Origin of the sequence: Bacteroides sp. FSHCM14E1 (assembly GCF_019633785.1) — a bacterium.
GTDB classification, from domain to species: domain Bacteria; phylum Bacteroidota; class Bacteroidia; order Bacteroidales; family Bacteroidaceae; genus Bacteroides; species Bacteroides hominis.
On record NZ_JADKYL010000001.1, the window covers coordinates 475,260 to 500,850 of the forward strand.

The 25,591-nt window shown below is 41.9% G+C and carries 18 protein-coding genes, 2 tRNA genes and 1 pseudogene; 11 read left to right on the forward strand and 10 right to left on the reverse strand.

Annotated elements, in window-relative coordinates; all coding sequences use genetic code 11:
• Nucleotides 1-224: 224 nt before the first annotated feature.
• Nucleotides 225-734 (forward strand): thioredoxin family protein, encoded by a 510-nt coding sequence (locus ISX59_RS02065; protein ID WP_005777789.1) that lies wholly within the window; start codon nucleotides 225-227, stop codon nucleotides 732-734.
• Nucleotides 735-898: 164 nt separating this feature from the next.
• Here the strand turns inward: ISX59_RS02065 and ISX59_RS02070 are convergent, their stop codons facing one another.
• Genes ISX59_RS02070 through lon form a run of 3 tightly spaced genes read right to left on the reverse strand, consistent with a single transcriptional unit; the run spans nucleotide 899 to nucleotide 5,596 of the window.
• Nucleotides 899-1,996: an LptF/LptG family permease gene (locus ISX59_RS02070; RefSeq protein WP_005777794.1), complete on the reverse strand. Its 1,098-nt coding sequence runs from the start codon at nucleotides 1,994-1,996 to the stop codon at nucleotides 899-901.
• Between the two features lie 4 nt (nucleotides 1,997-2,000).
• Nucleotides 2,001-3,131, reverse strand: a complete 1,131-nt coding sequence (gene tgt, locus ISX59_RS02075) for a tRNA guanosine(34) transglycosylase Tgt (protein ID WP_005806101.1) — start codon at nucleotides 3,129-3,131, stop codon at nucleotides 2,001-2,003.
• On the reverse strand, nucleotides 3,128-5,596 hold the full coding sequence (gene lon / locus ISX59_RS02080; protein WP_032530004.1) for an endopeptidase La: 2,469 nt from the start codon (nucleotides 5,594-5,596) through the stop codon (nucleotides 3,128-3,130). The genes tgt and lon overlap by 4 nt, the downstream gene beginning before the upstream one ends.
• A gap of 184 nt (nucleotides 5,597-5,780) precedes the next feature.
• On the opposite strand from lon, the gene ISX59_RS02085 reads away from it, so the two are divergent.
• On the forward strand, nucleotides 5,781-6,494 hold the full coding sequence (locus ISX59_RS02085; protein ID WP_044300853.1) for a tRNA1(Val) (adenine(37)-N6)-methyltransferase: 714 nt from the start codon (nucleotides 5,781-5,783) through the stop codon (nucleotides 6,492-6,494).
• A gap of 99 nt (nucleotides 6,495-6,593) precedes the next feature.
• Here ISX59_RS02085 and ISX59_RS02090 read toward each other — a convergent pair.
• The 5 genes and pseudogenes from ISX59_RS02090 to ISX59_RS02105 all read right to left on the reverse strand — a co-directional run.
• Nucleotides 6,594-6,863: pseudogene (locus ISX59_RS02090) on the reverse strand (DnaB-like helicase C-terminal domain-containing protein); the annotation flags it as partial.
• A gap of 256 nt (nucleotides 6,864-7,119) precedes the next feature.
• Nucleotides 7,120-7,350, reverse strand: coding sequence for a hypothetical protein (locus ISX59_RS21100; RefSeq protein WP_032543253.1), 231 nt, complete (start codon nucleotides 7,348-7,350; stop codon nucleotides 7,120-7,122).
• 327 nt (nucleotides 7,351-7,677) lie between these two features.
• Nucleotides 7,678-7,752 (reverse strand) — tRNA-Pro (locus ISX59_RS02095).
• Between the two features lie 32 nt (nucleotides 7,753-7,784).
• Nucleotides 7,785-7,859 (reverse strand) — tRNA-Pro (locus ISX59_RS02100).
• A gap of 210 nt (nucleotides 7,860-8,069) precedes the next feature.
• Complete coding sequence (locus tag ISX59_RS02105; RefSeq protein WP_005777804.1) at nucleotides 8,070-8,288, reverse strand: hypothetical protein; 219 nt, start codon at nucleotides 8,286-8,288, stop codon at nucleotides 8,070-8,072.
• 184 nt (nucleotides 8,289-8,472) lie between these two features.
• Between ISX59_RS02105 and ISX59_RS02110 the strand changes: the two genes are divergently transcribed.
• From ISX59_RS02110 to ISX59_RS02120, 3 genes are all read left to right on the forward strand, one after another.
• Nucleotides 8,473-9,423, forward strand: coding sequence for a fimbrillin family protein (locus tag ISX59_RS02110; protein WP_022012185.1), 951 nt, complete (start codon nucleotides 8,473-8,475; stop codon nucleotides 9,421-9,423).
• An 8-nt stretch (nucleotides 9,424-9,431) separates the two neighbouring features.
• Entirely contained in the window at nucleotides 9,432-9,773 is a 342-nt protein-coding gene (locus tag ISX59_RS02115) for a DUF1622 domain-containing protein (RefSeq protein WP_188520375.1), read from the forward strand.
• Nucleotides 9,774-9,841: 68 nt separating this feature from the next.
• The gene (locus ISX59_RS02120) at nucleotides 9,842-10,015 is read left to right on the forward strand and encodes a hypothetical protein (RefSeq protein WP_005777810.1); all 174 of its coding nucleotides are present in this window, start codon (nucleotides 9,842-9,844) and stop codon (nucleotides 10,013-10,015) included.
• A 6-nt stretch (nucleotides 10,016-10,021) separates the two neighbouring features.
• Here the strand turns inward: ISX59_RS02120 and ISX59_RS02125 are convergent, their stop codons facing one another.
• Together ISX59_RS02125 and ISX59_RS02130 are read right to left on the reverse strand one after the other, a co-directional pair.
• Nucleotides 10,022-11,299 carry a PAS domain-containing sensor histidine kinase gene (locus ISX59_RS02125; RefSeq protein WP_005777812.1) on the reverse strand — a complete coding sequence of 426 codons (1,278 nt, stop codon included), beginning with the start codon at nucleotides 11,297-11,299 and terminating at the stop codon, nucleotides 10,022-10,024.
• On the reverse strand, nucleotides 11,296-12,660 hold the full coding sequence (locus ISX59_RS02130; protein ID WP_005820276.1) for a sigma-54 dependent transcriptional regulator: 1,365 nt from the start codon (nucleotides 12,658-12,660) through the stop codon (nucleotides 11,296-11,298). Before ISX59_RS02130 ends, ISX59_RS02125 begins: the two co-directional genes overlap by 4 nt.
• Nucleotides 12,661-12,977: 317 nt before the next feature.
• On the opposite strand from ISX59_RS02130, the gene ISX59_RS02135 reads away from it, so the two are divergent.
• From ISX59_RS02135 to ISX59_RS02160, 6 genes are all read left to right on the forward strand, one after another.
• Entirely contained in the window at nucleotides 12,978-14,450 is a 1,473-nt protein-coding gene (locus ISX59_RS02135) for a TolC family protein (protein WP_005777816.1), read from the forward strand.
• Nucleotides 14,451-14,490: 40 nt separating this feature from the next.
• The gene (locus tag ISX59_RS02140; RefSeq protein ID WP_005777818.1) at nucleotides 14,491-15,741 is read left to right on the forward strand and encodes an efflux RND transporter periplasmic adaptor subunit; all 1,251 of its coding nucleotides are present in this window, start codon (nucleotides 14,491-14,493) and stop codon (nucleotides 15,739-15,741) included.
• A 135-nt stretch (nucleotides 15,742-15,876) separates the two neighbouring features.
• On the forward strand, nucleotides 15,877-18,309 hold the full coding sequence (locus tag ISX59_RS02145; protein ID WP_220575604.1) for an ABC transporter permease: 2,433 nt from the start codon (nucleotides 15,877-15,879) through the stop codon (nucleotides 18,307-18,309).
• Between the two features lie 148 nt (nucleotides 18,310-18,457).
• Nucleotides 18,458-20,806, forward strand: a complete 2,349-nt coding sequence (locus ISX59_RS02150; protein WP_220575605.1) for an ABC transporter permease — start codon at nucleotides 18,458-18,460, stop codon at nucleotides 20,804-20,806.
• Between the two features lie 12 nt (nucleotides 20,807-20,818).
• Complete coding sequence (locus ISX59_RS02155; protein ID WP_220575606.1) at nucleotides 20,819-23,149, forward strand: ABC transporter permease; 2,331 nt, start codon at nucleotides 20,819-20,821, stop codon at nucleotides 23,147-23,149.
• Nucleotides 23,150-23,158: 9 nt separating this feature from the next.
• Complete coding sequence (locus ISX59_RS02160; RefSeq protein WP_101603169.1) at nucleotides 23,159-25,549, forward strand: ABC transporter permease; 2,391 nt, start codon at nucleotides 23,159-23,161, stop codon at nucleotides 25,547-25,549.
• The last annotated feature ends 42 nt before the right edge of the window (nucleotides 25,550-25,591 follow it).

Genomic DNA, 25,591 nt, shown 5'->3' on the forward strand with positions numbered 1-25,591 from the left:
AGTATTTATGCTAAATAACATAAAAAACTGCACCTAAAAAGTGAGAAATTTACTTGTTTATTTGGAAGTTGAAATAATATTTACTTACCTTTGCACCCGGTTTCTGAATTAAAGGCCTTGACAGTCAACAGATTCCTCTCTGTTGTGCCTAAAAAGACGATGTTTCGGGGAGAGACCACTGTTTAGAGGACAGTCCCGGATAGTATTAACTAAAACCGAATTACATGAGGCATGTAAAATGGATTTTTGTTGTATTACTAATTAGTTCCTTGACTTCTTTCGTAGAAAAAGACAAACCCACCGGAGGTTTGAACGTGGGTGACGTAGCCCCTGATTTCAGAATCGAAACTACGTCAGATGTACAGCACAATCTTGATTTAACCGATTTGAAAGGTAAATATGTGCTGCTTAGTTTCTGGGCAAGTTATGATGCGCAATCCCGGATGCAAAACGCAAGTTTAAGCAATGCGCTTCGATCAACTTCTCAAGATGTGGAAATGGTTTCCGTTTCGTTTGACGAGTACCAGTCGGTATTTAAAGAAACCATTCGTAAGGACCAAATAGTTACGCCCACCTGTTTCGTGGAAACTAAAGGCGAAAGCTCCGGCTTGTTTAAGAAATACCGTTTGAACCGGGGTTTCACTAACTATTTATTGGATGGAAATGGTGTGATTATAGCCAAAAACATCTCTGCTGCAGAACTTTCTGCTTATGCAAACAAAATCAAAGGTTGATTTTAAGGCGTAAGAAGAAAGTGGGGGTTCCCTACAGGACTTCGGTCTTGGGAACGAGACAAAAGAGGAAATGAATACAACAAAAAATTCCGCCCGCACTTGTGATTTCACAGGAGCAGGCGGAAATTCTTATTTTTAGACCTTTCATATTCAGATGCACTCCATTATTTGGGAGCCTTTCTATATAAGTAAAATGCAATCAGTGCATATAGTAAGTTAGGAATCCACATTGCGATCACCGGAGGCATATTTCCATTCACTGCGAAAGTGGATGCTACGGTCTGGAACAGGATGTATGAGAAACTCAAACCAAGCCCGATTCCCAAATGTAACCCCATTCCCCCTTTTGTTTTTCTTGAAGAAAGAGATACTCCGATTACAGTCAGGATAAACGATGCAAATGACATGGCGATCCGCTTATGATACTCGATCTCGAACTCTTTGATATTAGCGATGCCTCTTTGGCGCTGTTTATCAATATAAGCGCTTAATTGCGGACTGGTCAGCATTTCCTGTTGATTACGCATGATCATAAAATCGGCAGGTTCCATCGGTATGATGGAGTCCAGTTTATCCCCACGGATAATTGTCTCCTTCAATCCGTCCAGATTACGAATCATATAATCCTTGATCGTCCATTTATTAACAGCTGTAGTGTCATAAGTTATACTGCGGGCGGTCAAATGAGACACCAGCTTCTTATCTACAAACTTATCCAGCGAAAAGCGGTTTCCCGTTTTGTTATAATCCTGATAATTATCAATATAAGCAATCACGCCTGTGTCGATCTCCAACTGTATGTTATGTACATAAGTAGTCTTTTTTTTCTTTACGTATTTATCTTCAAAATCCAAACGCGTCACACTTCCCCTCGGGATAACATACGATCCTAATATAAAGGTAGAGATCGCGATGATACCGGCCGATATCATATAAGGACGTAGCATGCGTTTAAAACTCATACCGGTAGAGAACATCGCAATAATCTCAGAGTTCTCGGCCAACTTTGAAGTAAAGAATATGACAGCAATAAATACGAACAACGGACTGAACAGATTTGCGAAATAAGGAATGAAGTTCATGTAGTAATCGAAGATGATAGCCGACCACGGTGCACTTCGCTCCATAAACTTATCCATTTTCTCGTTAAAGTCAAATACTACTGCAATAGAAATAATCAATGCAATAGCAAACACGTATGTCCCCAAGAATTTCTTGATGATATACAAGTCCAGGCGTTTAATAAACCGATTGCTTCTCATAAGTTTATAGTCTTGTTGACACTCTTTTCACCATCATAGGTTTCCAGGTTGAAAAGTCCCCTGCAATAATGTGCTTGCGTGCTTCTCCCACCAACCACAAATAAAACGCCAGATTATGGATAGATGCTATCTGCATGGCCAACAGTTCCTGAGCATGAAACAAATGGCGCAGATATGCTTTACTGTACAACGTGTCCACATACGAAGCACCATCAGCCTCAATAGGAGAGAAGTCTGCTTCCCATTTTTTATTACGCATATTCATGATACCATCTTTCGTAAACAACATTCCATTTCGCCCGTTACGGGTAGGCATTACACAGTCGAACATATCAACTCCACGTTCAATGCCCTCAAGAATATTAACCGGCGTGCCCACACCCATCAGATAACGAGGTTTGTCCTTCGGAAGTATTTCATTCACTAACTCTATCATCTCGTACATCTTGTCTACAGGCTCGCCTACAGCGAGTCCGCCTATGGCATTGCCATCTGCACCTTTAGAAGCTATATACTCTGCGGATTGTTTACGTAAATCAGGATATACGCATCCTTGCACAATTGGAAACAAAGACTGATTGTAGCCATATTTAGGTTCCGTCTCGTTGAACCGTTGAATACAACGGTCAAGCCAGCGATGCGTCAATCCCAATGACTTTTTGGCATATTCATAATCCGAATCTCCCGGCGGACACTCATCAAATGCCATCATAATGTCGGCACCGATAATACGTTCGATGTCCATTACTTTTTCGGGAGTGAAGATATGCTTACTTCCATCGATATGTGAACGGAATTCAGCTCCTTCTTCACGCAATTTACGAATTCCGGATAAAGAAAACACCTGAAAACCACCGCTATCGGTCAGCATCGGACGATCAAATCCATTGAACTTATGCAACCCACCGGCCTTCTCGAGCACCTCCAGTCCCGGACGCAAATAAAGGTGATACGTATTTCCCAGAATAATCTGAGCTTGAATATCCTCTTTCAATTCAGTCTGATGTACTCCTTTCACACTGCCGATTGTACCTACCGGCATAAATATAGGGGTTTGTATTTGCCCGTGGGCTGTCGTGATCAGACCGGCACGGGCATTACTTTTTGCGTCTGTATATTGTAGTTCGAATGTCATTCCTGGCTGGCTTTCTTTACGGATAAATCAATGGCATCGGCAACCTTCTCCTGGGTCAACGCAATAGCAAAAACTTCTTTTACATCATTCACATAATGGAAAGTCAGTCCTTTCAGATATATATCCTGTATTTCGTCAATATTCTTTTTATTTTCGGCACTCATGATGATCTCTTTGATACCGGCACGTTTAGCAGCCAGAATCTTCTCTTTAATACCACCCACCGGAAGCACCTTACCACGTAAGGTAATCTCGCCGGTCATAGCCAGGTTAGCCTTTACTTTACGCTGTGTCAAAGCAGAAGCCAATGAAGTAGCCATTGTGATACCTGCCGAAGGACCGTCTTTGGGAATAGCTCCTTCGGGAACATGGACATGAATATTCCAGTTGTCAAAGATTTCTTCATTCAGGTTCAGAAGTGAAGCGTGTGCTTTGATATATTCAAGTGCCAACATTGCAGACTCTTTCATTACTTCACCCAAATTTCCGGTTAAAGTAAGACGACCGCCTTTGCCACGGCTCAAGCTGGTTTCGACAAACAAGATCTCACCTCCTACAGCTGTCCATGCCAAACCTGTTACCACACCGGCATAATCGTTGCCCTGATATTTATCACGTGTATATTCCGGAGCCCCCAGGAAGTCGTACAAATCAGCCGGTTTAATTTCGGTTTTGGAAAAGAAACCATCCGTAGCATATTGACGGGCGGACTTACGAAGGATCTTACCGATCTTCTTTTCCAGTTCGCGCACACCGCTTTCACGTGTATATGATTCGATAATAGCCTCCAAGGTGTCTTTGGGAATCTTGATATCGGTTTTCTTCATACCGTTTGCTTCCAATTCTTTCGGCACTAAATGCTTCCGTGCGATCTCCACTTTTTCCTCGGTGATATAACCACTGACTTCGATTAACTCCATACGGTCGAGCAATGGTCCCGGGATAGTATTTAAATTGTTTGCCGTAGCGATAAACATCACTTTAGACAAGTCATAATCCACATCCAGAAAATTATCATGAAAAGCCGTATTCTGCTCCGGATCAAGCACTTCAAGCAAAGCAGAAGAAGGATCTCCCTGACGATCGGCACTTACTTTATCAATCTCGTCCAAAATAAACACCGGATTAGAAGATCCGGCTTTTATCAGGTTTTTGATGATACGTCCCGGCATTGCACCGATATAAGTTTTACGATGTCCGCGGATTTCCGCTTCATCGTGCACACCTCCCAATGACATACGGATATATTTCCGTTTCAATGCAGCGGCAATGGATTTACCCAATGACGTCTTACCGACTCCCGGAGGACCATATAAACAGATAATAGGAGACTTCATGTCACCTTTCAACTTCAGTACCGCCAAATGTTCCAGAATACGCTCTTTCACCTTTTCCAGACCGTAATGATCTTTATTAAGAGTCTTTTCCGCATTCTTCAGATTCAGATTGTCAGTGGTATATACTCCCCACGGAAGATTAAGCATCGTCTGCAGATAATTTAACTGCACACTGTAATCAGGTGATTGAGGATGAGTACGTTCCAGTTTAGCCAATTCTTTCAGAAAAGTCTCATGCACCTCGGAACTCCACTTCATGTGTTCCGCTTTCTGACGCATTTCCTCTATTTCCTGTTCCTGGCCTCCACCACCCAATTCATCCTGAATGGTTTTTATCTGCTGTTGCAGAAAATATTCACGCTGTTGCTGGTCAATATCTTCACGAGCACGCATCTGGATAGATGCTTTAATTTCGGCCAGTTGTACCTCGCGGTTCAAAATTTCAAGTAACCGATAGGTACGTTCGCGCAAAGAATCGATGCGTAACAATTCTATTTTCTCGTCCTTCTTTAATGGAAGGTTTGTGCAGATAAAATCTACCAGGAACATGTGATTCGTCAAGTTCTTGATGGCAAACGCCGATTCCTGATGTAAAGAGTCCGATGACTTAATATATCGTATTGTTAGGTCTTTGCAGGTTTCTACCAATGCCTGGAACTCCTTATCGTCTTTCGAAGGTATCTCTTCGTCGATAATGTTCACTTCTCCTTTCAGGTATGGATGTGTTTCTGTAATGTTCTTCAACTCCAGGCGTTTCATCCCTTGGATAATGACTGTTGTCGTCTGGTCAGGCATTTCAAGCACACGTACAATCTTACCTATCGTTCCGATTGGATGCAAATCTTCGAATGCCGGTTCGTCTGTTTCTGCCATTTTCTGGCAAACTACTGCAATATAGGATTTTTTCTTATCAGCTTCCCTCACCAATCTCAAAGATGATTTTCTACCTACAGAAACAGGCATAAATACTCCGGGAAACAATACCATATTACGGAGGGGGAGAACCGGAAGAGTTTCACCAACCTTAATATCAAACACTTGATCTTCATTTCCGTCAAAATCGGCAATCAATGAAAATGCGTTATCATTCTGGTCATCCATCTCTCTTAAATATCTTTCTTTCTTCATTTCGTATAAATTAGTTTATGTCATATCAGCGAGCATAAAACGTTCGCAAAGTTAATCGATTCTTCATTAAGAATAAAACATCTGTTCGATAAAAACACAAAAACAATGCCAAATAATAATACGGACGGAATGTCATATCACAATATTTACCTATTTTTGGCGAACTTAATTATTTATTAGCTAAATGAGCCAACCTTATTTTCAGTTTAAACAGTTTACCGTTTGGCACGATAAATGTGCCATGAAGGTAGGTACAGACGGCGTCCTGCTCGGGGCATGGACTCCCGTAAAATCCTCGGTCCGCATTCTCGACATTGGTACCGGCACAGGACTGGTGGCACTTATGTTAGCCCAGCGCAGTACAGCTTCCATTACAGCCCTTGAGATTGATGAAGCCGCTGCTGCCCAAGCAACAGAAAACATAAACCGCTCGCCCTGGAAAAATAGGATAGAGGTAATCCAACAAGATTTTAAACATTATAGCAGTAAAAATAGTATTTCTAAATTTGATACAATAGTTTCCAATCCTCCTTACTTTAACGCTTCATTAAAGTGTTCTGACGAACAACGTAATAAAGCCCGTCACAACGACAGCCTGACATATGAAGAATTATTAGCAGGTGTATCCGAACTACTTTCGCAAGAGGGAACATTCACTATAGTGATACCAATGGATGTCGGTGAGCAAATTAAAACACTTGCTCATAAATATGGGCTATATCCTTCACGTCAACTCTTTATCATAACCAAGCCCGGCGGAGCTCCCAAACGAATTCTAATTTCATTTAGATTCACCAAACAGACATGCGAAACAGAAGAATTACTGACTGAAACCTCCCGTCATCAATATAGTGAAAAGTATATAGAACTCACCCGGGATTTTTATCTGAAAATGTGAAAAAGCTAACACAAGTTCCATCTATAAAGCCGTGCAAGCGTTCTGTCACAGGTAGTATTCTTGGTATTATACGATGTGCATCAACAATTATATAACCAATTCACCTTTAAACCGCAAGAAACCATCAACAAGAGCACTATTACGGAGTTTGGCAATAATTATCTCAGGCATACCGCAAAGATCGTTTCCTTTATAATCTTGAAATATCTCATAATATTCCAGGCGATGAATGAATATCACCATATCAGAATCATCGCATAAAGTATCACTATCCCGCAAATCGGTCAATTGAGAACGCTTAACTTCAATTTTTTTTCTACTTTCAATAGCCCGATTCATTTGAGAGATAACAATTAAAGGTATATATAAGATGGTTGGCTATTCTACAAATTATTCCCTTCTTGTATCCCATTTTAGAAGAGAAAGAAAGCATTTAAGTTTATCAGTGTAAATTGCTGCATGTACGATATGCTAATTTTCAATGGGAGCTTCTCATCTTTCTGTTTCACAGGTTGGCATAAGTAGAATTATATGGATAACATTTTAAAATTTGCGTTTTTTGCAGTATTTTCATTCTTGAAGAATCATAAATCCTGGTTCTTTTTCAAATTTGGTGCTAAATTCTTTATTTCTTTATTTTCAAGTTGATAATTGTCCTTTTTGCTTGCTTTAATAAGAAAGACCAGACACCGCCTGAATAAGATAACTCGAGTTTCGGAAGTGAATTTGCGGCGTCCGAGCCGGTATCTTCATCCTTATACCTTTCTTCAATTAACATTGTTAACGCCTTTTGCAGGTTGTCAGGTTCTTGTGCGCAAACAACAAGTCTTTTGCATTTAAAGAACTTGTTATTCACATCCAAAGAACAAGCTTTAACTCTGTGTTAAAACAAGCTTTTGAGAACAGAAATCTTACTTTTTAAAGATATTGATTTTCAGATGGTTTATCCTAAAATTCGCTTCTTCACCTCACGGATGGACTCTTCGGGGGAAAGCCGGGATACTTGCTTTTTTGTCAACTATAAGCGAGGGCTTACACTTCCGAAAACGGAATTAGATTCCATGAGTAAAAGAAAACTTATCACCAAATTTGAAGAAGAACTTAAATCCTTTTAATACCCATCTGATAAATAAAAAACACTGATAGTTAAGTTGCAAACTTAATTACCAGTGTTTTTTTATTGTCGGGGTAGCGGGATTCGAACCCACGACCCCCTGCTCCCAAAGCAGGTGCGCTAACCGGACTGCGCTACACCCCGAAAATTTTTAATGAAAACTCCCTTTGACTTCGTCGGGGTAGCGGGATTCGAACCCACGACCCCCTGCTCCCAAAGCAGGTGCGCTAACCGGACTGCGCTACACCCCGTTCTTATAGGGAAGTTCCTTTCAAAAGCGGTGCAAAGATAGGGACTATTTTTAAATATACAATAGTGAAAGAAGCATTTTTTCATATTTATTTTTTAACATCCTATCAGTCACGCATTTGGATATATAAGAAAAATAGAAGCTATTAACCTAAAAAGTCCCGATTCCGCCAGAATCAGGACTTTTATGCTAAACACACGACAGAGACAAGTTATTCAAGATCCTCTTTGATCACTTCATCTATTTCCTTGATCTTCTTTTCTCTTATCTTTTTGCTTTGGGCAGGCTTCTTTTTGGTATCATCATACACATTGTCTGCACGATCCACCATCTCTTCACTCCAGTCATCATACATGTTCGATGCCGGCTGACCGGTCAGGGTGGTATTTTCTTCTGCGATAGGTACATCCCTATTAATTACTTTAGCCATATGTTCTACGTTTTATTGTTATGCTATAATGACAATAAAACATAGAAAAAGTTCTCTCTGTTAATGAAGTTTGATACTATTAGATAGATTTTAAACGGTACTTTCCGGCAATATTTCCGAAAGCTGTGAACTAAATCCCGTTTCAAACGTATAATACAGAAACATCACTATAAAAACAAATATCATGAGACTTAGAATTCCTAAACCTATGTATTTCATTGCTTTTGCCGGTATGGCTTTGTTTATGGGCAGTTGTGCCAAAAATACCACCATTATTTATGGCAACGGAGAAGATAACCTTCCCGAAACTCCACAAAAGGAGACGACACTCGTCACTTTCAATGCTTCTGTCGAAAGCCGAAACCTGACCCGTGCCATGTCTCCTATGAAAAAAGGAATCAAGAGCACTTTGTACGCCTATCAAAAGGCACAGAGTACCACCAGTCAGGAAACTCTGTTTGCCGAAGGATTGTACATCACTTCCTCTCCGGGGGTATTATCCGGAAAAGACGGGTATAAAATGTATCTTGCAAACGGCATCTATAATTTTTACGCCGTATCCGACAACTTCTCAACCATACCACCTTCTTTTACCGGACAAGAGTCAGAACCTTTATTCAATGGCATCGATTATCTTTGGTGGGGTAGTACCGACCAGGATGTAAGCAGTGCACAGATCAATATTCCCATTGTATTCCAGCATGCCTGTACACAAGTTGTCGTTGAAGTCTCTGCCGGAGATGGTATTCAATTAAGCAGGCTACTATCAGCTACTATCACTCCGCCGGTTCCAGGAGCGAGCATGACACTCTCCACCGGAGTTATTCCTCCCGCAACATCATATGACAAACCCGATAAAATGGGCATTAATGGATTTCTGGCGCAATATATCATGCTTCCACTGCAGACCAATGATCCGATGACACTTACGCTTGAAGTGGAAACAGATGGAAACAACAATTCGAAAACTTATAGCGTTCAGATCCCTGTCCCAAGCGGAGAGCTGAAAGCCGGAGATTCTTACTTATTCAGTGCGGTGATCAATGGCAGTTCCGTTTCTATTCCTTCCGTCAGCGTAAAGGATTGGACGGAAGTAGACGAGACAGGTAACCCGCTTTATCCATCACAAAAATAACAACTTTTATGCTTACACAATTCTTAAATCTACTGGCTACTATTATCAGTGTCATCAGCTTGCTGATTGTCACTTATGGGGCGCTGATTGCTATCATCTCTTTTATCCTCAATGAACTGAAGAGGATAACCGGCACCTATACCCCAACTAATATACGGAAGCTGAGAGCCGTATTCGGAACCTATTTATTATTGGGGTTAGAATTTCTGATTGCTTCGGACATCCTGAAAACTGTATTGGAGCCTACAATGAACGAACTGATTATTTTAGGCGGTATCGTTGTCGTAAGAACCATATTATCGGTATTCCTGAACAAAGAAATCAAAGAATTAGAAACAGAAAATAACTAAAATGTAATGAACCATCCATCTGTGGGGGTGTTTACATTATTATTAACTAAATAAAGGAGATCGAACTTATGAATACTGAAAAAGAGAAAACTTCATCGGAAGAACAGAAGAAGGCTGAAAAGGTACTTAAAGACAAAGTACCCGTACAGCAAACCGGAACTTACAGCGAAGCCACCAAAAAAGAAGTGCGCGATGCAGTAAAAGAACTCAATCCGGACATGAGCGGATTGGATAGGGGTTAACAGCCCCTATCTTCCCGGAAACATCAGTGTAAAACAGCTGCCTTTACTTATCTCTGAGGAAACAGTGATAGTGCCCCCATGCAGATTCATAATCTGTTTACACAAACTGAGTCCGATACCGGACCCCGAAGGTTTCGTCGTAAAAAACGGAACGAATATTTTATCCATCACTTCCGGAAGAATGCCCTCACCGTTATCACGGACCGTCAAACTGCAGACTTTTCCGGGTATTTGTTCCAATTCCACTTCAATCTGCGGAGCAGTACTTTGTCCACAGGCTTCTTTCGCGTTTTTAATCAGATTAATCAATACCTGTTCTATCTGTGCACGATCGATGTAGAGAGTAGCACCTCTATGTGTAGCCGCAAAATGGATAAACGCATCCGGAAATAGTTTCCTCAGATCAGAAAAAAGTTCGTCTACCATCACCAACGCACAGACAGGAGTAGGGATACGGGTCAGCCGACGATAGTTTTCCACAAACCCGAGCAGTCCCTTGCTTCTCCGATGAATGGTCTGCATAGCCTGCAACATGACACCGTATTCTTTCTCGCTAAGCCGTTCGGGTATTCCACGTTCACTCAATGTTTCGGACAGAGAAATAATAGGAGTAATAGAGTTCATAATCTCATGAGTCAATACCCGTATCAATTTTTGCCAGGCCTCCATCTCGTTACGTTCCAATACCGAATGGATATTTTTCAGACTGACCAGTAACCTTTCCTTGTTTTGTGCAGCAAACAGGGTGCAGGACACAGCCATTTCGACAGAAGTTCCTTGCTGCCGGATGCGTACTACTTGCGTCTCGTTCCAAGAAGTGGTAAGCCATTCCTGAGGCAATTGGGTTTCTTGCCCGACTAAAGCCACAGCCGCATGATTCATCCATTCTACCCGGCCTGAACGATCGGTCACCATCACAGCCGTATCTACCTTACTTAACAGATTCTCATAATATTGATGCTTTACTTCTTCCTCAAGCAGTCTGCCTCGGAACAATTTCAGCGTTTGCGAGAGTTCATCCGCCAGTTCAACCATCATCCTGCTTTTAAACGGCGGCTGAAAACTTTGCGTCATATCATTGAAGCGGATGCTATCCGTCAGTCGCCGCATCATGCCTGCCAATCTCATCTGAATGGAATAGAGGTGCACTCCTGTGGCAATCAGCAAAAGTGTCACAATCAAAGTGCTAAACCACAATTCGTAATGGAAGAGCAGATATCCTCCGATGGAGAGTATTACCAACAAAAGGATGTGTAGCACTACACTGATAGAATAGCGTTTCATAAGCCGAGTTTTTCGAGTTTACGATAAAGAGCAAAACGGGTGATTCCCAGATATTCGGCCGCCCGGGTGATATTGCCTTCGCTCAGGCGCATGGCTTTATCTACGGCTTGCCGTTCCAACTGTTCCAGATTGAGTACTTCCTCTTCTTTTTTCTGCCGTACAGAAGAGTGGAAAAGGAAATTCTCCGGCTTCAGCAGAGAGCCGTCGCCCAGAATCACAGCACGCTCTATGGTGTGTTGCAACTCGCGCACATTGCCGGGCCAGTTATATTTCAACAATTTATTCTTCGCCTCACGCGTCAGCCCATGCATATCCTTTTTATACTTGCGGGCATAACGTTCCAGAAAGAACTCGGCCAGCAAGATGACGTCATTACCACGTTCACGCAGGGGAGGAATATGGATTTCTATCGTATTGATGCGGTAAAGTAAGTCCTGACGGAAGTTTCCTTCATCCACCATTGCCCGGATATCCGCATTGGTTGCACATACCAGACGTACATCGATAGGCACCGACTGAGTGGAACCCAACCGACTGATTTGCCTCTTCTCAATCGCAGTCAGTAACTTCGATTGCATTGGAAGTGAAAGATTACCTATTTCATCCAGAAACAAAGTTCCGCCCGTAGCCACTTCCATCCGCCCGGCTTTCGCTTTCCGGGCATCGGTGAAAGCACCCTTCTCATAACCAAACAATTCACTTTCAAACAATTGTTCGGGGATACTACCCAGATCAATTGTCACAAAGGGCTTTCCGTAACGAGGAGAACAACGATAGAGCAAACGGGCAATCACATCCTTTCCGGTACCATTCTCGCCCAAGATCAGGATATTCGCATCCGTTTCACTCAATTTATTAATGGTAGCAAACACTTCTTGCATGGCTGCCGACTCACCGATGATCTCGTTCTCTGATCCTCCCTGTCCGCTCAATACTTCCACCTGTTCCTTCAGCATATTCACTTCGTGACGTGACTGTCGGAGTTTCATGCCCGAAGACAAGGTTGCCAGAAGTTTCTCTTTCTCCCATGGCTTGGGAATAAAATCTGTTGCACCTGCCTTGATGGCCCGTACAGCTTTGTCCGTATCGGCATATGCCGTCATAAAAATCACGATTGCCTGCGGGTCAATCTTCAGAATCTGTTGCAGGCTCTCAAATCCTTCCTGCCCACTGATGGCGTCACGGCTAAAATTCATATCGAGCAGGATGATGTCCGGGCCGAAAGTAGTCATAAAATATTCAATGCGATCGGGGGTAGTAGCCACTTTAATCTTTTCGGTATAAGGTTCGAGCAAAAGATTGAGGGCAAACAATACATCTTCATTATCATCTACAATTAATATCTTTCCAAGCTGTTCCATATTATATTACGAGCTAATTTATGTTCCTTTAAAAGATGAGATATACCAGTTGTACAGCTCGTCATATCCCGGTTATACATCTCGTACATCTTATCTCACTATGCAATGATGCCAATGTAAGCCGGATACAACTGCTTACCTTTAGGCTGAGGGCAAAGATACAGATTATATTCATGCGTTGTGTGTGCTAATTCGCACTATTTTTGTGCGTATATGCACATGAAGACAAAGAAGCGCGCACATATAAAATGCTATTAAAAAGCAACTTACATTCATGGCATACCTTTTGAATGATTTATATAAAAAGTAAATACACAATGAATCTGAAAACGATATTTATTATTGCCGGATGCAGTTGCATCTCATTGGTCGCCGCACAGGAACACACGATGGAGCTCTCTTTGGACGAAACTGTGAAGCTTGCCAAGCTTCAGTCGCCGGACGCACAAACGGCACGCCATAGCTTCCGTTCGGCTTACTGGAATTACAAATATTATAAAGCAAACTATTTGCCTGCTTTGAGCCTGACTTCGGACCCCAATTTAAACCGGGCCATCAACAAAGTGACACTGGGAGACGGAACCGTAAAGTTCGTAGAACAGAATATGCTCAGCACAGACCTCACCCTAAGCCTGACTCAGAATATTCCCTGGACCGGAGGTTCACTTTTCATAGAGACGGCAGCGCAACGCATGGATCTCTTCAGTGATCATACAACGGCTTGGCAGACTTCACCTATTAATATAGGTTACCGCCAGTCGCTCTTCGGATACAACAGTTTGAAATGGGACCGCCGCATTGAACCGGTACGTTACCGGGAAGCAAAAAAATCGTATGTAGAAACACTCGAATTGGTAGCTGCACGGGCTACACAGAAGTTCTTTAACCTTGCCACCGCACAAAGCAATTACGAAACCGCCACCATCAATTATGCCAACGCAGACACACTCTATCAATATGCCCAGGGGCGCTATAACATCGGTACCATTACCGAAAACGAAATGTTGCAACTGGAGCTGAACAAACTAACCGAAGAAACCAACCGAATGAATGCCCGTATTGAGATGGACAACTGCATGCAGGAGCTACGCTCGTATCTGGGCATTCAAAGTGATGAAGAACTAAAAGTGAAAGTCAATGACCATGTGCCGGACTTCAGTGTAGAATTGCACGAAGCGTTGTTGCTGGCCAACGAGAACAGCCCGGAGATACAGAACATGATGCGCCGGAAACTGGAAAGTGAAAGCAATGTGTCGTATGCCCGAGCCAATGCCGGACTGAAAGCGGATATTTATCTGCGTTTCGGATTGACACAGACAGCCGATAAACTGGGGAGTGCATACAAACGACCTTTAGACCAGCAATACGTCAGTTTGGGCATTGCGCTTCCCATTCTTGACTGGGGACGCGGCAAAGGCAAGGTGCGTGTGGCACGTTCCAATCGCGACCTTGTATACACACAGGTGGAACAGGACAAAACCGACTTCGAACTAAATGTGCGCAAACTGGTGAAACAATTCAACCTTCAGGCGCAGCGGGTACGGATAGCCGCACGTACCGACGAAACTGCCCAACGGCGTAGCGACGTGGCACGCAAGCTCTATCTGCTCGGTAAGTCGACCATTCTCGACCTGAATGCTTCCATCACAGAGAAAGACCAGGCGCGCCGTAATTATATAACAGCCCTTTATAACTACTGGAGTTTGTATTACACCTTACGCAGCCTCACTCTCTTCGACTTTGAAGGGAAGGCACCACTCACCGAGAATTATGATCTGTTGATAGACTGATCCGAAACAAAAATCGTTAATCGAAAAAAATAAAAATAATATGGATATTAAAATTGAAAAGAAACCCTGGTACATCCGCTATAAATTCTACATAGCCGGAGGCATTGCATTCGCCGCTTTCCTTGTTTACGTCATTATTTTGTCGGTCGGTCCGCGCAAGCTCCGCATCGAATCGGAAAACATACAGATAGCCGAGGTCAAAGACGGTAAGTTTATGGAATATGTAGATGTGGAAGGACTGATCCAGCCAATTCTCACTATCAAAGTGAACACCCGCGAAGCCGGCAGCGTAGAGCGTATCATCGCTGAGGAAGGAAGCCTGCTCCAAAAGGGAGATACGATCCTTACCCTTTCTAATCCGGATTTGTTGCGCAGCATCGAGGACCAACGGGACGATTGGGAGAAGCAGCGCATCACTTACCAGGAAAAAGAGATCGAAATGGAACAGAAAAGCCTGAACCTAAAACAACAAACGTTGGAAACCAATTATGAACTGGCGCGGCTCAAAAAGAGCTTTGCGCTGGATAAAGAAGAATTTCGTATGGGTATCAAGAGCAAGGCACAACTTGAAGTATCGGAAGACGAATATAACTATAAGGTAAAAAATGCCGAACTGCAACGTGAAAGTCTGCGCCACGACTCGGCTGTGACCATCATCCGTAAAGATCTGATACGTACAGATATGGAACGCGAACGCAAGAAATATGAGCGAGCCACAGAGCGTCTGGGCAATCTGGTAGTGAAGGCACCCCTCGGCGGACAACTCAGTTTCGTCAAAGTGACACCGGGACAGCAGGTAAGTTCAGGTGAGAGCATTGCCGAAATCAAGGTACTCGATCAGTACAAGATTCACACTTCATTAAGCGAGTATTATATTGACCGCATCACCACCGGACTACCTGCTACCGTCAACTATCAGGGCAAGAGGTATCCGCTTCGCATTACTAAAGTCGTACCCGAAGTGAAAGACCGCATGTTCGATGTCGATCTGGTTTTCACCGGTGAAATGCCCGATAATGTACGTGTAGGCAAGAGTTTCCGTGTACAGATCGAACTGGGGCAACCAGAACAGGCCATTGTCATCCCACGCGGTAATTTCTATCAGGCTACCGGAGGACAATGGATCTACAAAACCAATGCATCAAAAACAAAGGCAGTACGTACGCCCATCACCATCGGACGCCAAAATCCTCAGCAATATGAAATCACCGGAGGATTAGAGCCCGGAGATTATGTCGTTACGACAGGATATGATACCTTTGGGGAGGCGGAAGAATTAATACTGAAGTAATATAAAAAATGGATCAAACTCACCACAGAGTAGCACAGAGATGGTTTTCTTTTAATATCCTATAAACAAGAGATTAAAACTCTGTGAGACTCTGTGGTGCTCTGTGGTGAAATCAAACTCAAAACCATTACAAACATGAAAACTATAAAGCTGGCCTGGAAAGCCTTGGCACGTTTCAGAACATATACATTTATCAATATACTGGGCCTCGCCTTGAGTCTGGCTTGTGTACTTATCATCCTACGGTATATCCATCAAGAGGTTACTGTAAACCATTTCTGCAAAGACCTTGAAAACACCTATCTGCTATATTGCGAGTATGAAGATGGAACGCGGACAATAAGCAGCAATGAAGATAGAAATAACGACCCCAACTTTATCGATCCGCTGAAAGATCCGTCTGTTCTGAAAAGTACCCGGTGGATTAATTTCTCGGAAGACAGGATTACAGTCGGCAAACAGATATACAATGTGAAAACCGTAGTGACAGACAGTGCGTTTCTGCAAATACTGCCATATCCGTCTGTATCCGGTATCTCCTCTCTGAAATCTCCGAATGATGCCATCATCACCCGGCGATTGGCTGAAAGACTGTTCAAAGGAGATAATCCGATTGGGAAAACAATAACTTACAGCACAGGAGACATTATCACGATTACGGGAGTAATAGGGGAGCCGCCTACAAAAAGCTTTTTAGATTTCGACCTGATTGTATCCGAACAATTGCAACATTCATGGTCGCGTTCAAGCTATAGCCTGATACAACTGATGCCCGGAACGGACTTTAAGAAGCTGAACGTCAAGAACGAAAAGTTTATGAAGTTAAGGTGCTATATGGACACACCGACTCGCCTGCAATTTTTTCCATTAAAAGATTTCTATTTCGACAAGACCATTCGTATCTATGATAACGGCAAGAGTAATTTCCAAAGAGGCAATTATAATAATATCTTAGTACTTGCTGTTGTCAACATTGCTTTGTTGATAATCGGTTTGTTCAATTTCATCAATATCTATACGGTAATGATGCTCAAGCGTGCCAGAGAGTTTGGAGTTAAAAAGGTATACGGTGCCGGTACAAAGGATGTATTCGCACAGATTTTCACTGAAAACTTTATCCTGACAGGCATGGCTCTATGTATATCCTGGTGCATCATCGAAATAACCGGTGGTATGATGGAACATGTGCTCCGGATACCGCAAATCTCCAATACGGAATTCAGTGCCATACTTTCTGTCGGAGTACTGATTCTGTTGCCATTACTGACTTCTATTTATCCATTCATCAGATACAATTACGTTTCGCCTTCCGTATCTATCCGTTCGGTGAATGCAGGAGGACATTCCATCGTATCCCGTGTGCTATTTTTATTCGTTCAGTACCTCATCACCTTTGTGCTTATTATTGTTTCTCTCTTTTTCACAAAGCAAGTGCGTTTCATGTTGGCTGCCGATTTGAACTATACTACCAAGGACATCATTCAGTGTCAGTTATATGCCGAACGTTCTTCATATGATCTAAATATGTCGAACGAAGAGTGGGAGAGACGTAAACAAAGAGAGAAAAGTAATCTGGCTTACATCAAAGAAGAAATGGACCATTCTCCGCTCTTTATCCGTTGGGAGTATGGAGAGAACCCGAATCAATTGGACGGTAATTATAATAATGTGCGGAATGTGCAGCGGGACGAGTTCAAGCCAGTTATTTATAGCAGTCTAAGCAACAAATATATTGAACTGTTCGGCTTTCAGCTAAAAGAGGGGCGCCTGTGGAATGACTCTGTTGATCAATGGAGTGATTATAAAATGATCATTAATGAATCGGCCAAATCACTCTTAGAAATAAATAATATAGAAACGGCCCTGATTCAACCCGAAAGAAGATTGTGGTGGTCTTCTTCAAAATCCGAAGAAATGGAGAAGAATCCTCCATATCAGGTTATCGGAGTGATCAAAGACTTCAAGATCGGTCACTTATCGAAAACCACTCCTCCGCTCTTCATTGTTTACGAAGATCCGCGGGGCAGTTATAGAGATCGACTGATGGCACAAATCATTCCCGGAAAAAAGCAAGAAGCCATTGCCTTCCTGAAAAAGCTGCACGATGAAATACTGGGCGAAGGTGAGTTTGAATACAGCTTTTTAGAAGACGAGATAGCGACCATGTATCAAGAAGATAAGCGAACTGCTGAGATATACTCCTTGTTCAGTGTCATTGCCATTCTTATATCTTGCCTGGGGTTATTCGGATTATCTATGTTCGACATCCGTCAGCGATATCGTGAAATTGCACTACGTAAAGTGAACGGAGCCACCCTAAAGGAGATCTATCCGCTCCTGTTAAAGAAATACTCGATTATTCTGGGAGTGGCATTTGTCATCTCAGCACCTCTATCCTGGTATATCATCTCAAAATATCTGGAAGGATTTGCCAACAAAGCTCCTATATCCTGGTGGCTGTTTGCTGTTGCCGCCATAGTGACTTCCTTCATTTCGCTGGCCACTCTGATATGGCAAATACGAAAAGCTGCCAATATCAATCCGGCCAAAGTGTTGAAAGGAGAGTAGTAAATTTGTATTTTTGTGCGCATGCGCACTATGATCGTGCAAATTCACACGGTGTATCTATACATCATAAGCACATAAACAATAGTGTTTCAACAAGTTGCTTCTTTGGCATACTTCTTGAAACACTATTTGCAAAAACAAGAACCAAATGATACGACACTATTTTAAAATCGCATTCCGAAATCTGCAGAAATATAAAACTCAGAGTATCATCAGTGTTATCGGATTGGCTGTAGGAATCACCTGCTTCACGCTTGCTACCTTATGGATACGCTATGAAATGACATACGATACTTTTCATAGAAAGGCCGACAATATCTATATGGTTAGAGCACAGCTCAAATCGGCAACCGGTGTACTAAGCAATTCACTGCCATATCCTGCCATAGAATATCTGAAAAAGAATTTACCCGAGATAGAAGACATCTGCGGAATCTCTCCCATGAGACGGAAACTTCAGTTCAATGACAGGAGTGAGAATCTGCTGACTGTCGAAGTAGACTCTGCCTTTATCAACATGTTCGATGTACGTCTCCTAAAGGGAAATGTCAACTTTCTTAAAGAAAGAGGAAAAGAAATAGCCATCACCGAATCGCTTGCTAAAAGTTGGTTCGGAGAAGAAGACCCTTTAGGAAAAGAGGTTGAGTTGGGAGGGCGTCTTTGCCGGATATGTGCAGTCGTCAGCGATTGGTCACAACACTCCAATCTGGCATACAGTATCTTGCTACCCATCCGCCATTACCCCGACTGGTTAAGTGAAACGGAACAAATATTTATTCGCATACGTTCCAATACGGACATTGAGAGCTTTCAAAAAAGAGTATCTGCTATCAACCTCTCTAAACAAGAAAAAGAGAGCAGTTTGGGCCAATTGACCATAACGCCGATTACCTCACTCCGCTATTCAGATTACTTAAATAGAGACGAAATCGTTATTTCGTTTAATTATATCCGTTATTTTGCCATAGCAGGGGCTCTGGTCATCCTATGCTCGCTATTCAATTACCTGACTCTCTTTATCAGTCGTCTTCGCATGCGTGGCCGTGAAATGGGACTTCGCAAAGTTTGTGGTGCCACAGACCGTTCACTGTTCGCACTATTCTCCATCGAATACCTGTTAGTATTGATTGCCGGATCTGCAACAGGAATGGTCCTTATAGAGTTATGTTTATCACGATTTATAGAACTGGCACAAATATCAGAAACAACATCACTATATTCAGAAGCAATGATATACATCATTGCGGTAATTATCCTGTCATTTATCATTTCACAAATCCCTCTGTATTACTTCAGAAAACGGACTTTACAAAATAATATCCAAAACAAAAAAGAGACCGCCCAACGGGGGATATTTCGCAAATCCGGATTGGTCATGCAGTTAATTATCAGCTTAGGCTTCATTTTCTGCACAGCTGTCATGATGAAACAACTTTATTATCTGAAAAACACAGATCTGGGTATGGAACGACACAACTTAGCCAACGTTGCCATCTGGATGAAGGGAGGTGATATCAATGAATGGAATACTAAAATTGCCAGTTTGCCCATGGTTACGGAAACCTTGCCCCCACACTATTTCCCGATCATTCCCACAGGGCCAATGATGTATACAGAGATCAACGGATGGGATGGTCAGAACAAAACAAATGATGAAACATATTCGGTAGGTATCATGCCTTCGGGCGAAGATTTCTTCAGATACTACGGATTGCATTTGTCGGAAGGAGAATGGTTATCTGATAAGAGTATTACAAATGATGTTATCATCAATGAAACCGCCGCATTAAAATTCGGGTGGAAAAGTGCCGTCGGAAAGAAATTCTACTCAGAATACGACGGACAGAAAACATTCTATCATGTGATAGGAGTTGTGAAAGACTTTAGCCATCTTCCCCCTACGGTTGCTCCGCAACCTCTCGCCTTTGTCCGTGCCGAAGAACAGCAATATTTGTGGGGACGTGCCAGTATCCTATTCAAGTTTAAAGAAGGAAGCTGGAAAGCTTGTCTGGACACAATTCAAAAAATGCAGAACGAAGATTTCCCGTCTTCTTTCATGAGACTGTATAACGAAGAGGAGGAATACAACAAATATCTGCGCTCCGAAGATGCACTTATGACCCTATTGGGAATTGTTTCTTTGATCTGTGTCATTATCTCCATTTTTGGCATTTTCTCTCAAGTGACTTTGTCATGCGAACAACGACGTAAAGAAATAGCTATCCGCAAAGTGAACGGAGCTACCATAAAGAACATCTTGCAGATGTTCTTTAAAGAGTATTTCATTCTTTTGTTTATAGCCGCCATCATTGCGTTTCCAATCAGCCACATCATCATGCAAACATGGATTGAAAGTTACATCCGGCAAACGACTATTCCGGCCTGGATGTACGTCACCATCTTTATAGGCATAGCGGGAGTTATTGTCATCAGTATTTTCTCAAGAGTATGGAGTGCTGCCCGGCAAAACCCGGCAGAGGTAGTAAAAACAGAATAAAAGAGGAAAAGTATGATACGACACTATTTTAAGATTGCTTTCAGAAACTTATTGAAATATAAGGCCCAAACTATAATTAGTATAATCGGACTGGCTATGGGATTCACCTGTTTCGCTCTTACCGTTTTATGGATTCGCTATGAAATCACATACGACACTTTTCACGAAGGAGCCGACCGAATCCATCTAATATACAAGAAATCCATACTGGATGCTACAGGATTTGATAAAACGGTGCCATATCCGGTTTCAACTTCTTTAAAAAGAATGCTCCCTGAAATAGAGGATGCATGTGCTTTTGAATTTTATAAATCGGATATAACTGTCAATGACGGTGCCACACAACAGCTATACCAGATCAATGCTGACTCTTGTTTCATGAATATGTTTCGGATACGGGTTCTTGAGGGAAACCTTGACTTTTTAGAATCAGCCAATAAGATAGCCTTGACGGACAAAGCTGCCAACCGTCTTTTTGGAACAGAAAACCCTATCGGTAAAGAAATCAAAGTCTATGGAGACCCCAAAACTGTTTGTGCCATTGTCAACAGTTGGAGCGAACATACCAATTTACCATTCTCCATATTAGGAGGCGGAATACGGCAATGGCAGGACGTCTGGTACAATAATGGATTCTATGTTTTTATTAAACTTCATCAAGGAGTAGATACCAAGGTACTAAGTAATAAACTGAAGCAAACAGAAATAAAGACAAATAAAAACGAGGGGGCTATCAAGGAGTTATTAATGATGCCTGTCAGTAAATGCCATTACACGATATTGGCAGACAATAATGCCATTCAGTTCAACTATATTATTCTCTTCGCTGTGATTGGAGGTTTGGTGATCCTTTGTTCGTTGATCAACTATCTGTCACTGTTTATCAGCCGCCTATGGATGCGGGCCAAGGAGCTTGCATTACGCAAAGTTTGCGGTTCGTCCAATCGGAACCTGTTTGCTTTACTGACCATCGAGTTCCTGGTTATCCTGATTTCGGCCGGATTGATAGGCATGGCATTAATAGAATTAGCATTGTCGGAGTTTAAGGAACTTTCGGGAGTGACAGACGGAAATATATATTGGGAATCATCTCTGTATTTTATGATTATTATTGGATGTTCTCTTTGCCTCTTCATGCCCGTCACTCTCTATTTCAACCGACAGACCCTGCACACCAACATACAGAAGAGTAACACAAACAGACATCGATATTTCATTCGTAAGGCAAGTATCCTGTTTCAGTTATCAATCAGTATAGGATTCATTTTCTGTATCTGCATTATAATGAAACAACTCTATTTCCTAAGTACTACAGATATCGGCATAGAACGTAAAAACATTGCTACCTTAAGCTTGTATCCGCAAGACAATCTACCTCCCGCAGCAGATAAAATAGAGCAGATGCCTTCTGTTACCCAAATACTGAAAGGACATTTCTCTTTGCTCCCGAGAACAGTGTCTATGTCTATGGCTTTCAAGAACTGGGATGGCAAACAACCTTCGGACCCCGATATGAACATGGAAGTACTGATGGAAAGTGAGGAATTGGCCCAATTCTATGGCATCCAGCTTTTAAAAGGGAAAATGCTGAAAGAAGGAGAAAGTGACGCAAGCACTATTGTTATCAACGAAACGGCTGCAAAAGCTTTGGGCTGGAGCGATCCGATTGGCAAGAAATTAATCAGGCCTAACGGAACAGCCACCACTGTCATCGGTTTGGTCAAAGACTTCCACACTACTTCGCCCACTGTTCCTGTAAAACCAATAGCATTCATAGCCAAAGGGTTTTCCGGTTTCTATCTTGGCAAAGGAGATATTCTGATAAAATACAGGGAAGGGGAGTGGCCTAAACTGAAACAGGCTGTTGAAGATCTTTGCCGAAAAGAATATCCGGACACAAAAATCGTATTATCCAACATGGAAGATGTTTATAACGATTATTTAAAATCTGAACATGCACTCTTGAAATTATTAAGCTGTGTAGCAATAGTTTGCATTTTGATCGCAATTTTTGGAATATTTTCGTTAATAACACTGGCTTGCGAACAACGTCGCAAAGAGATAGCTATTCGAAAGGTGAACGGAGCAACACTTAAAAATATACTCTCTATTTTTGCAAAAGAGTACCTCATATTGATACTGCTCTCTTCTCTTCTGGCATTTCCACTCGGTTATGTCGTCATGAAGTCATGGTTACAGAGCTATGTGGAACAAACCTATATAAATGCTTGGATTTACATCGTTATCTTGGCAGGAACTACTATTGTCATAAGCCTTTGTATTGGTTGGAGAGTGTGGAAAGCCGCCCGGCAAAATCCGGCGGAAGTAGTAAAAACAGAATAAAAAAATAGCATGATACGATCTTATTTAAAAATAACATGTAGGAATCTTCTGAAGTATAAAGCTCAGAACATACTCAGCATTATTGGACTCTCCATCGGTTTTATAGCCTTTTTGTTAGGTGGCTACTGGTACTACTGGGAGCACCATTTTGACAGTTTTCATCCACAAAGTGAACATACTTATGCCTTGACGACTACCGGAATATTTAAAACAGCCGATGGGTTGGAAGGAGAACTGAACCAAATACACCAGCTGGCGGAGAAAGAGATAATAGCATTCCCTGAAATAGCTAAGGTATGCCATGTCAGCGATGTGAAATATGAAGCAGATGGTAAAGAAAGAAGTTGGATAGGAATGGCAGTAGACTCCACTTTTTTTGATATCTTCCAATGCCGGATGATCGAAGGAAATTATCATAAAACGCCTTATAACGCAAACTTTGTAATTCTGACCCGGAAAATGGCAAAACATCTTTATGGAGATAGCAGCTGTATAGGGAAAGAAGTGAAAATTAATAAAGAAATATCTTACACCGTTGCGGGAGTAATGGAGAATTATCCGCAGAACAGTGATTTTAAGTTTGAGTATCTTATTCTGAATACCCCCCAAGCCAATATTGTGAAGCGTAGTACCACTTATGTATTATTACACTCCAGTGCCAATGCATCACATCTGAATAAGAAAATAACATCTTTCCGGATTAAAGAGGCAGACACTCAAAGGGATACTTATTCCGAATGGCATTTCCACTTACGTTCATTGCCCGAGGTTCATGTCTACTGTTCTCCGGAACTCAAGGGAAGATTTCAACATATCGGCATTTTGGCAACAGCAGGTTTACTGGCTTTTGTCAGTGCGTTAATGAATCTGCTCGTATTGTTCATCGGACAACAGCAACGAAAAGCACGGTATAATTCAACTTTTTCAACTCTCGGAGCTTCTACCCTGAGCTTGGTAGGTAAAAACCTGCTTGAGCTCATTATACCTTTATTCATCGCTTTTTTGATATCAATGGGAGTTTGTGAATTCTTATTTCCATATTATAAAGATTATACCAGCCTGGTGGCAGAGAGTAACAGTTATTATTTTGGCACGATTCAAAGTATCACCAGACAGGAAATATTTGGAACAGCTCTTTGGATTTATCCGTTATGTTGTGTTGTTTTCCTTGTCATAAGTCTGCTTCCCATCATCGGATTGCTGAAACGAAGCAGTCATGGGACTTCAACGTCCTTACGAAACGGATTAATCATCGGACAAATATTTATTGGTGCTTTATTTCTTTTCACTTCATGTATGTTCTACAGTCAATATAGCTTCATGACACACACAGATAAAGGGCTCGTTACAGACCATATATGGCAAATCGATTTAGGATATGATGCGACTTATAATAAAGACTGCAGTCCTTTTATAGCAGCATTAAAAGAAAGCTCTGCTATCGAAGGAGTGACAGCTTTAACACAGCCGATCCTTGTTTTCAGAGGGGAATGGTATTGTACTTTCATTACCAATTTCCCTATTGAAGGACGGAATTCTGATGAATCTGAGGAGGATAACTGCGTCATCGTACAAAAGAATTTTCTCCCATTCTTTGGGATGAAGATGAAAGAAGGAGAATGGATACAAAATCAAGGAACGGAAGATATCGTTGTCAATGAAACCGGGGCACGCCAACTTAATATCCCTTCCTTAACAGGTCGTCCTATTATCAATAATACAGGAACCGATGCAAAGTCTTATAGAATCAGTGGTATTTTACGCGACTTTTACTATTGTCCGATGCAATATCCTCTGTCGAAGACCTTCTTTATGTATCAAAGCAATGCCGATGCTGCGAAAGCTTACAACGGTTTCCGGTACTTCTATATAAAGGTACGTCCGGGAAAAGAAAAGCAAGCATTGGAACATGTCCGGCAGATTTATCCGGAATATAGCAAAGGAGAGATTACCGAAGATGCACAGATCATTCAGCTCTCTACATTGATGGAATTGTTCAACCGGCCGGAAAAGATGATGTTCCGTATTTTCCTGCTATTGGCTATCCTTTGCATTCTCATTTCTTCATTCGGAGTATACTTTCTGGTTTCGCTCTCTACTGAGCAACGCAAGAAAGAAATAGCCATTCGGAAAGTAAACGGTGCACGATTCTCTGATATTTTGTGCCTGTTTTTTAAAGAGTATTTATGGCTGACTTTAACCGGTAATGCGATTGCTCTTCCGTTAGGATATATCTTTATCCGCCGCTGGCTGGAAACCTACGCATACCACACGGGCTTCCACGGATGGCTGTTTATATGTGTGTTTCTTTTTACCTGTATTATTGTTATCCTTTCCGTTATAAAACAAGTAATAATAGCAGCTAAAATAAATCCGGCGGAATGTATGAAAAGTGAATAAGCCGTCAGAGTGCGTATTCGCACCGGAATCGTGCAATATCAC

What these genes read in the sequence shown, in the direction of transcription:
- ISX59_RS02065 (WP_005777789.1), top strand. Translation starts at nt 225, where the DNA reads ATGAGGCATGTAAAATGGATTTTTGTTGTATTACTAATTAGTTCCTTG.
- ISX59_RS02070 (WP_005777794.1), bottom strand. Translation starts at nt 1,996, where the DNA reads ATGAGAAGCAATCGGTTTATTAAACGCCTGGACTTGTATATCATCAAG.
- tgt (WP_005806101.1), bottom strand. Translation starts at nt 3,131, where the DNA reads ATGACATTCGAACTACAATATACAGACGCAAAAAGTAATGCCCGTGCC.
- lon (WP_032530004.1), bottom strand. Translation starts at nt 5,596, where the DNA reads ATGAAGAAAGAAAGATATTTAAGAGAGATGGATGACCAGAATGATAAC.
- ISX59_RS02085 (WP_044300853.1), top strand. Translation starts at nt 5,781, where the DNA reads ATGAGCCAACCTTATTTTCAGTTTAAACAGTTTACCGTTTGGCACGAT.
- ISX59_RS02105 (WP_005777804.1), bottom strand. Translation starts at nt 8,288, where the DNA reads ATGGCTAAAGTAATTAATAGGGATGTACCTATCGCAGAAGAAAATACC.
- ISX59_RS02110 (WP_022012185.1), top strand. Translation starts at nt 8,473, where the DNA reads ATGAGACTTAGAATTCCTAAACCTATGTATTTCATTGCTTTTGCCGGT.
- ISX59_RS02115 (WP_188520375.1), top strand. Translation starts at nt 9,432, where the DNA reads ATGCTTACACAATTCTTAAATCTACTGGCTACTATTATCAGTGTCATC.
- ISX59_RS02120 (WP_005777810.1), top strand. Translation starts at nt 9,842, where the DNA reads ATGAATACTGAAAAAGAGAAAACTTCATCGGAAGAACAGAAGAAGGCT.
- ISX59_RS02125 (WP_005777812.1), bottom strand. Translation starts at nt 11,299, where the DNA reads ATGAAACGCTATTCTATCAGTGTAGTGCTACACATCCTTTTGTTGGTA.
- ISX59_RS02130 (WP_005820276.1), bottom strand. Translation starts at nt 12,660, where the DNA reads ATGGAACAGCTTGGAAAGATATTAATTGTAGATGATAATGAAGATGTA.
- ISX59_RS02135 (WP_005777816.1), top strand. Translation starts at nt 12,978, where the DNA reads ATGAATCTGAAAACGATATTTATTATTGCCGGATGCAGTTGCATCTCA.
- ISX59_RS02140 (WP_005777818.1), top strand. Translation starts at nt 14,491, where the DNA reads ATGGATATTAAAATTGAAAAGAAACCCTGGTACATCCGCTATAAATTC.
- ISX59_RS02145 (WP_220575604.1), top strand. Translation starts at nt 15,877, where the DNA reads ATGAAAACTATAAAGCTGGCCTGGAAAGCCTTGGCACGTTTCAGAACA.
- ISX59_RS02150 (WP_220575605.1), top strand. Translation starts at nt 18,458, where the DNA reads ATGATACGACACTATTTTAAAATCGCATTCCGAAATCTGCAGAAATAT.
- ISX59_RS02155 (WP_220575606.1), top strand. Translation starts at nt 20,819, where the DNA reads ATGATACGACACTATTTTAAGATTGCTTTCAGAAACTTATTGAAATAT.
- ISX59_RS02160 (WP_101603169.1), top strand. Translation starts at nt 23,159, where the DNA reads ATGATACGATCTTATTTAAAAATAACATGTAGGAATCTTCTGAAGTAT.